The sequence below is a fragment of the Nostoc sp. NZL genome (assembly GCF_015714705.1).
GTDB classification, from domain to species: Bacteria; Cyanobacteriota; Cyanobacteriia; order Cyanobacteriales; family Nostocaceae; genus Nostoc; species Nostoc foliaceum_A.
The window spans coordinates 1-7,604 of record NZ_WBKL01000092.1; the positions used below are offsets into that span (position 1 = coordinate 1).

Consider the following 7,604-nt stretch of genomic DNA (forward strand, 5'->3'; position numbering starts at 1 on the left):
GCCCGAATTCAATAAACGACTGCCCGAATTCAATAAACGACTGCCCGAATTCAATAAACGACTGCCCGAATTCAATCAACGACTGCCCAAATTCAATAAACAACTGCCCGAATTCAATCAACGACTGCCCAAATTCAATCAACGACTCCCGCATTTCTCACAAGCTCTGCGATGGCTACGCCCGCCGCAGGCATCGCATTTATCATAACCTTTACCCAAAATATATTTAAGACGTTTTTGACGGTAATAATTTATGTACAGTGTGAAACGCCAAAACCTAAGTTTTATAAGGCTTTAAGGATAGCGAAGACCAAAAATAGAATCTATTTTTAATTTCTCAGAGTAATTAAATAGGGTTATAGCGTTACAGCAACGTATTCTTGTTTTGCTTGGGTTCCCGATTACTATTTACACTCAACTTGGTGGTCAATCTTTTACCCCTGAGTAGCCTTTCTTTTAACTCCTGAAAAAATGGGCGAACCGGGAGTTACAAGTTGAAATAAAAGAGAGTCATATCATGTCCGCTTGATTGCTTATTAAACCCGAAGAACCCCACCCCGCCAAAGCTACGCTTTGTCTCCCCGGTTGGGGTGTAATGACTGTGATTAGCATAACTAATTATGCGGACATGATATCAAGAAGAATTAGAAAAAGCCGTTAAATACGCTTCTGAAGCAAGCAGCAAAAAGCGATAATGCTCTACTGGCTAAAAAGTAGTCAGGTGATACTGAGAGTGTTGAAAGAGCGCTAGTTTCCCAAAGAAGGTAAGAAACTGACTATTCCTGGGAAAACAATAAGCAACATCAGCACCAATAGTTGCAACAAAATAAACGGTATTGCACCGCGATAGATATCCTTTGTAGTTACTTCCGGTGGTGCGACACCGCGCAGGTAAAACAGGGCGAAGCCAAAGGGAGGCGTGAGGAAAGAAGTTTGCAGATTTGCGCCCAAAATTACGCCGTACCAAACTAAGTCAATACCCAAGTTTTGGGCAACTGGTACAAATAGGGGGACGACAATAAAGGCAATCTCAAAAAAGTCGATGAAAAAGCCAAGGATGAATACCACCGCCATGCTGACAACCAAAAAGCCGGTTTTACCGCCGGGGAGATTAGCGAGAACATCGAACATGAAGCGATCGCCATTTAATCCCCGAAAGACTAAACTAAAAGCTGTGGAACCAAACAGGATAAAAACTACCATGCTGGTGATTCGCAAAGTGGCATCACAAACTTGACGTAGAGATTCTAAGGTAAGTTTACGGTTAGCAGCCGCCAGTGCGATCGCACCACCACAACCCACTGCACCCGCTTCTGTCGGCGTAGCAATGCCAAAAAATATACTTCCCAGCACCAATAAAATCAGTATCAAAGGTGGTATCATCACCTGAATTACCCGTCTTCCCAAAGCTTTCCCACCAATTTCTCTGATCTCAGCAGGCAAAGCTGGTGCTAAATCTGGCTTCAAAAATGCCACAATTAGCACGTGTAGGGCAAATGCACTTGCCATCATCAAACCAGGAATCACTGAACCGAGGAACAAGTCGCCCACCGACACACCTAACTGATCACCCAGTACTACCAACACCACACTCGGCGGGATAATTTGCCCCAAGGTTCCTGACGCAGCAATGACACCAGTAGCTAATTCTTTGTTGTACCCATAGCGGAGCATAATTGGCAGAGAAATCAAACCCATTGCTACCACTGTCGCCGCTACTACACCAGTTGTAGCTGCAAGCATTGCACCTACCAATATCACAGCTAAAGCCAGTCCGCCACGCAAGCGTCCCAACAAAATCCCCATCGTTTCTAACAGCCTTTCTGCTATCCCAGATTTCTCCAGCATTGCCCCCATGAAGATGAAGTAAGGGATAGCTAATAAGGTATAGTTTGCCATGATGCCAAAAATCCGTTGTGGCATGGCAGTAAGAAATACTGGGTCAAATACACCTAAGCTAATTCCTAGGATTCCAAATAAAATTGCCACACCACCCAATGAAAATGCTACCGGATATCCCAGCGACAACAGCACCAAAGCACCAGCAAACATCAGTGGCCCCAACCATTCATAAGCCAATGTCATGATTTTCCTCCTGAGGTTCTATTCTGCTTTGGAGAATTGCCAAATTTTTGATCGCCTGAGAAATTCCCTGGAAAATCAGCAGCACAAAGCCGACAATAATCATCGCTTTAATGGGGTAACGAGGCAACCCACCAGGATCAGATGAGGCTTCTTTGATTTGCCATGAAGCCACAACGGCATCCCAAGAAAAAATGATCACGATGATGCAGAATGGGATGAGAAAAAATATAGTCCCTAGTAAGTCTGCAAGTGCCTTTCGCCGAGGCGGCCAATTACTGTAAAAAATATCAACACGGACATGTTCATTATGCTTGAGGGTATAAGCTGCTCCCAATAAGAAAACTAAATCAAAAATATACCATTGAGATTCTATGTAAGCGTTGGAAGTGAAATTATTACCACTAATTCGTCCGAGATATCGCCCGATAACATTCCACACACCAAGTAGGATCATTACTAGCACCAGCCAACTGCTAAATCGACCAATGCGTTCAGTGCAATTATCAATAATTTTTGATATTCTTAATAATTTTTCCAATGGTTATTTTGCCTCTTGCATTGATGTCAGAGACTTCTCTCAATCCCATAAGAGATACTTAGAGCTTTTTTGTTCAGAAGTCCCTAAATGTAGTTTACAGCCCGATAGTCAAGAATCTGAGCCTTTCAGTAGAAAATGTTTCTATCTATCTTATTTAACGATTTAAATCTCTTTAACAGGAGTAAAGGTTGGAGTTACTAATAATGCTACTAATAGCGATCGCGCACTGAAGTTCTGGGTAGAAAATGGGTTAATAAACTGAAAAAGCAATTCATAACAAGGAATTTTAGGAGTGAAACATATCACTAAAATCAATAAAATTGTCGAAATTTAAATAGATTTTTAGTAATTGCGATTTATTTGTTTTTGATGACAAAAAACCTTTACTTTTGACTGAATTTACCTCTGATTGTTGGCGCTGTTACAACCCGTAATTTTGAAACCGTTTACTATACCTGAGTACTTTCAAAAAAACAAAGTAGTTCGTCAGTAACATAACTCTCTTAATATTCGAGATTGACTTTTTGTTATCCTATCCAGCTAAATTGCACTAGGTTGATAAATTCTCAACGAATTCCACTTTTTATGAACTCTGAATCAATAAATTAACAATAACTAACAGAGGTAACGAGAAAATCTTAATCTATTTAGTTTTTTCTGCGCCACTAGTTAAGAGGTAATCTATGGTGCGAAACTCAAAGCTAGGGTACAGACCGTTCCCTAAGTCTATTCTGCGTCCATCTGTTGCTATAGGTATAATCGCATCTTTATTGGTTGGCGGAATAAGTTTTTATATAGTAAAACGCTGGCAAAATTATGCAAATCTAGAGATCCAAGTGCCAGCAACACAATTGCCACAATTAAAAACGGTAACAGCTTTAGGACGGATCGAACCAGAGGGAAAGGTAATTAAACTCTCTGCTGCGGTGTCTGCGGAAGGAAGTCGGGTAGAAAAGTTGTTAGTAAAGGAGGGGGATAGGGTAAAAGCAGGACAAGTGATTGCGATTTTGAATAGCCGCGATCGCTTGGAAGCAGAATTAAAAGAGGCGCAGGAACAAGTAAAAGTAGCCCAGGCAAACCTAAACCGCATCCAAGCAGGTGCTAAACGTGGTGAAATTGCTGCCCAAAAAGCTGCGATCGCTCGCCTAAAAGCAGAACGCCAAGGTAGTATTAGTACCCAAGCAGCGACAATTGAACGATTCCAAGCCGAAGTGCGCAACGCCCAAGCAGAAGACGAACGGTATCAGCAACTATATCAACAGGGCGCAATTTCCGCCTCCCAACGGGATAGTAAGCGTTTAAGCTTGGAAACTGCCCAAAAAAGTCTGCAAGAAGCACAGGCACAGTTAAATGGTACCCAATCAACTAGCCAGCAACAGGTAAAAGAAGCCACAGCCACACTCGATGAAATCGCTGAGATACGCGGAGTGGATGTAGAAGCTGCCCAAGCAGAAATCAATCGTGCCGTAGCAGCCATGAATCTGGCAAAAATCAATCTTAAACAGGCCGAGGTGCGATCGCCCCAAAATGGACAGGTATTCGAGATCCATACCCATCCTGGCGAATTAGTATCAAATGATGGCATTGCTGATATCGGACAAACTAGCCAAATGTATGTAATCACTGAAGTCTACGAAAGCGATATCGGCAAAGTGCATTCAGGGCAGCAAGTGCGAGTAATTGGTGATTACCTCCCGATTGAATTGCAGGGAATCGTAGATCACAAGGGCTTGCAAGTGCGACGGCAGAATGTGATTAACACGGATCCCGTCAGTAATATCGACAACAGAGTAGTAGAAGTCCATATCCGACTAGATGAAGTCTCCAGCCGAAAAGCTGCCACCTTAACCAATATGCAAGTTAAGGCAGTAATTGAACTTTAAGCCCCTAAAAGGGGATGGGATAACACGTGCATACTGATAACTGATGACAGTTAACAGTTAACGGCGGGGCAGCTATCCCGGACACCCCAAAAAGCAAGTGGGCTTCCCACCGCCTTGGTGAAACCATAGGGTTCTGAGGTGGATGAACGAGTCCCCAATTTCCAGTCCCTAACCCCCAGTACCTAGATTATGGGATTGATCAAACAACTGCGACGGCGAACCCCTCTTGGATGGCTGCAACTGAGTCATGAAAAAAGCCGTCTTTTGGTGGCATTGTCAGGCATTGCCTTTGCGGATCTTCTCATGTTCATGCAACTGGGCTTTCAGACTGCGCTGTATGACAGTAACACCAGACTGCATCGCAGTTTGCAAGCAGACATTGTTTTAACGAGTCCCCAAGCCCGTAACCTGCCAAGCTTGTCTACATTTTCTCGCCGGCGACTTTACCAAGCAATGGATATACCAGGGGTGAAGTCGGCAGAACCAATGTATTTCAACAACACAATCTGGAAAAATCCTCAAACACACCGTGAGACGGGGGTGTTAGTTATCGGCTTTAACCCAGACAAGCCAGCTTTTGACTTACCAGATGTTAACCAGCAATTGCAAGCGATCAAAATGCCGAATACCGTCTTGTTTGATCGTGGTGCAAGAGGAGATTATCAAAAAGCGATCGCTCAAATTGACCAAGGTAAAACCCTAACCACCGAAATAGAACGGCGCACAATTACCATTAGTGGCTTATTCCAAGTCGGGGCTTCCTTTGGCGCTGATGGCAACCTGATTACCAGCGATCAAAACTTTTTGCGGCTATTTTCCGGGCGACAGTCAAGTAGTGTCAGTCTAGGTTTGATTAAGGTAAAACCAGGCTATGACCCCAAAAAAGTAGCAGCAACATTGAAAGCTTACCTCAGAGATGATGTCAGAGTTTTAACCCACAAAGAATTTATTGAATTTGAAAACAACTTCTGGAGAACAAATTCTCCAATTGGATTTATCTTCAGCCTGGGTGTATCGATGGGCTTTGTGGTGGGCGTGATTATCGTCTATCAAGTCCTCTCCACTGATGTTAATGCCCATGTTCGGGAATACGCCACCTTCAAAGCAATGGGATATCGCAATTATTACCTGCTAGGTGTAGTGCTTGAAGAATCGTTGATATTGGCAGCACTGGGTTTCTTCCCCGGTTTGGGAGTGTCCTTAGCACTTTACCAACTGACTCGCAGTGCCACAAATTTACCCATGTACATGACTGCAATTCGGGCATTGCAGGTATTAGTACTGACTATTATTATGTGTACAATTTCCGGTGCGATCGCAACCCGCAAACTCCAAGCCACCGACCCTGCTGATATGTTCTAAAACTAGGGGACAAGAAACAGGCAAGAATTTTTACAACTTCTAACTCCAAACTCCTCCACTCCCCAAATATGCTTCCCGTCATCTCTATTAAAAATCTCGACCACCACTTTGGTCACGGCTCACTCCGCAAGCAAGTTTTATATAATATCAACTTAGAGATTAACCCCGGTGAAATTATTATTATGACTGGGCCCTCTGGTTCTGGAAAGACAACCTTGCTGACCTTGGTGGGTGGGTTGCGTTCTACCCAATCTGGTAGTTTGCGGGTGTTGGGACGAGAACTTTGTGGTGCTAGTGCTGAACAACTAGTACAGGCGCGACGGCGTAACGGTTATATTTTCCAAGGGCATAACTTGCATGGTAGTTTAACAGCGCTCCAAAATGTCAAAATAGCTTTGGAATTGCACCAACATCTTGACTTAAAAAAGATGCTAGCTAGATCAGCCCAAATGCTAGAGCAGGTAGGATTAGGAAATCATTTGCATTACTATCCTGATAAACTATCTGGGGGACAAAAACAAAGAGTAGCGATCGCCCGCGCCTTAGTCAGTCATCCTCAAATAATCCTAGCGGATGAACCCACCGCCGCCCTTGACAGTCAATCAGGACGAGATGTAGTCAATCTCATGCAAAAACTGGCAAAAGAACAAAGCTGTACCATCTTGATGGTTACTCATGACAACCGCATCCTAGACATTGCCGATCGCATCGTTGACATGGAAGATGGTAAGCTCAAGTCAAAAGTAAAACTATCAGCTTAGAGTTGATAGCCTTCATGATCTGCAAAACTCGGAACGAGAAAATTTTAGGTAAAATCACTGTTGTTTTACATCTATACCAATATTAGTAATATCTGTTATGAGTGTATAAACGGCGATTAAGAATTAGATAAACCGAAAATCCTATAATTTCACACTATATATCAATAAAACTTATCATAGGGTGGGCATCTTATCTGCCCTACTTGTGCTATTAAATGTTCACCAGCTTACTAAAGCTAGCTTTACCTAAATTTTATGAGGTTATTTATGACACTTTCCTCTTGGGTTAACTGGTTTAGGTGATTTTCCTACACCAACTTTTGCCTAACAGTGTAGTACGAGTGTCCAGTTGAACAAGTGTCCAGTTGATTCCAAGATTTTCTTCAAGTATTATTATGTAATGGTTAAACTCTAGCGAGTTTCATTTGTTGCCTAACAAATGATATACCTATGGCAAGCCACGAGAGCGTCTTTGCCATCAATCTAGTTAAATTTTAAGATTATTGCCAATGGAATACACCTTGGTTATTAAAACACCAATTCACTAAATTACAGTTACAAATCATTCTCCCTTGTCTTTTCCCCCCTGCCCCTGTCCTGTATATAATTTCCTGGAGGATTTCCAAAATTTATAGTTTTCATCAACATCTGCTGCAAACAGGAAACACTAGTAAAAATAAGCTAGTCTATTTTCCAACACAAACAAGGGGTTTTTGTAGCTCTATGATTATTGAGAATGGCACTAGTGGTCTGTCCCATTAATTTTGAGGGGGTTGAGAAACGAACCGCAAAGGACGCAAAGGGCGCAAAGGAAGAAAAATTAAGAATGAGTTTACCGATCATATTTAATGAGACAGACCACTAGTGGTCTGTCCCATTAATTTTGCGGGGTTGGATAAATCTTTGACAGCTTAACTCTGGCATCTTCTGTACGAAAACGCCAATCTACACGAACTTGATTAATATTGCGATCGC

At 42.6% G+C, this 7,604-nt stretch carries 5 protein-coding genes; 3 read left to right on the top strand and 2 right to left on the bottom strand.

All coding sequences use genetic code 11. The features are described from left to right. Window positions 1-747: 747 nt before the first annotated feature. Window positions 748-2,085, bottom strand: coding sequence for a TRAP transporter large permease (locus tag F8R90_RS13220; RefSeq protein ID WP_196511126.1), 1,338 nt, complete (start codon window positions 2,083-2,085; stop codon window positions 748-750). Next, a complete protein-coding gene (locus F8R90_RS13225; protein ID WP_196511127.1) occupies window positions 2,069-2,623 on the bottom strand; it encodes a TRAP transporter small permease subunit in 555 nt (184 codons plus the stop codon). The genes F8R90_RS13220 and F8R90_RS13225 overlap by 17 nt, the downstream gene beginning before the upstream one ends. A 683-nt stretch (window positions 2,624-3,306) precedes the next feature. On the opposite strand from F8R90_RS13225, the gene F8R90_RS13230 reads away from it, so the two are divergent. From F8R90_RS13230 to F8R90_RS13240, 3 genes are all read left to right on the top strand, one after another. Continuing rightward, complete coding sequence (locus tag F8R90_RS13230) at window positions 3,307-4,506, top strand: ABC exporter membrane fusion protein (RefSeq protein WP_196511128.1); 1,200 nt, start codon at window positions 3,307-3,309, stop codon at window positions 4,504-4,506. Between the two features lie 189 nt (window positions 4,507-4,695). Further along, on the top strand, window positions 4,696-5,868 hold the full coding sequence (devC, locus tag F8R90_RS13235; protein ID WP_196511129.1) for an ABC transporter permease DevC: 1,173 nt from the start codon (window positions 4,696-4,698) through the stop codon (window positions 5,866-5,868). Window positions 5,869-5,936: 68 nt separating this feature from the next. Beyond that, window positions 5,937-6,629 carry a DevA family ABC transporter ATP-binding protein gene (locus tag F8R90_RS13240; protein ID WP_196511130.1) on the top strand — a complete coding sequence of 231 codons (693 nt, stop codon included), beginning with the start codon at window positions 5,937-5,939 and terminating at the stop codon, window positions 6,627-6,629. Window positions 6,630-7,604 lie beyond the last annotated feature (975 nt).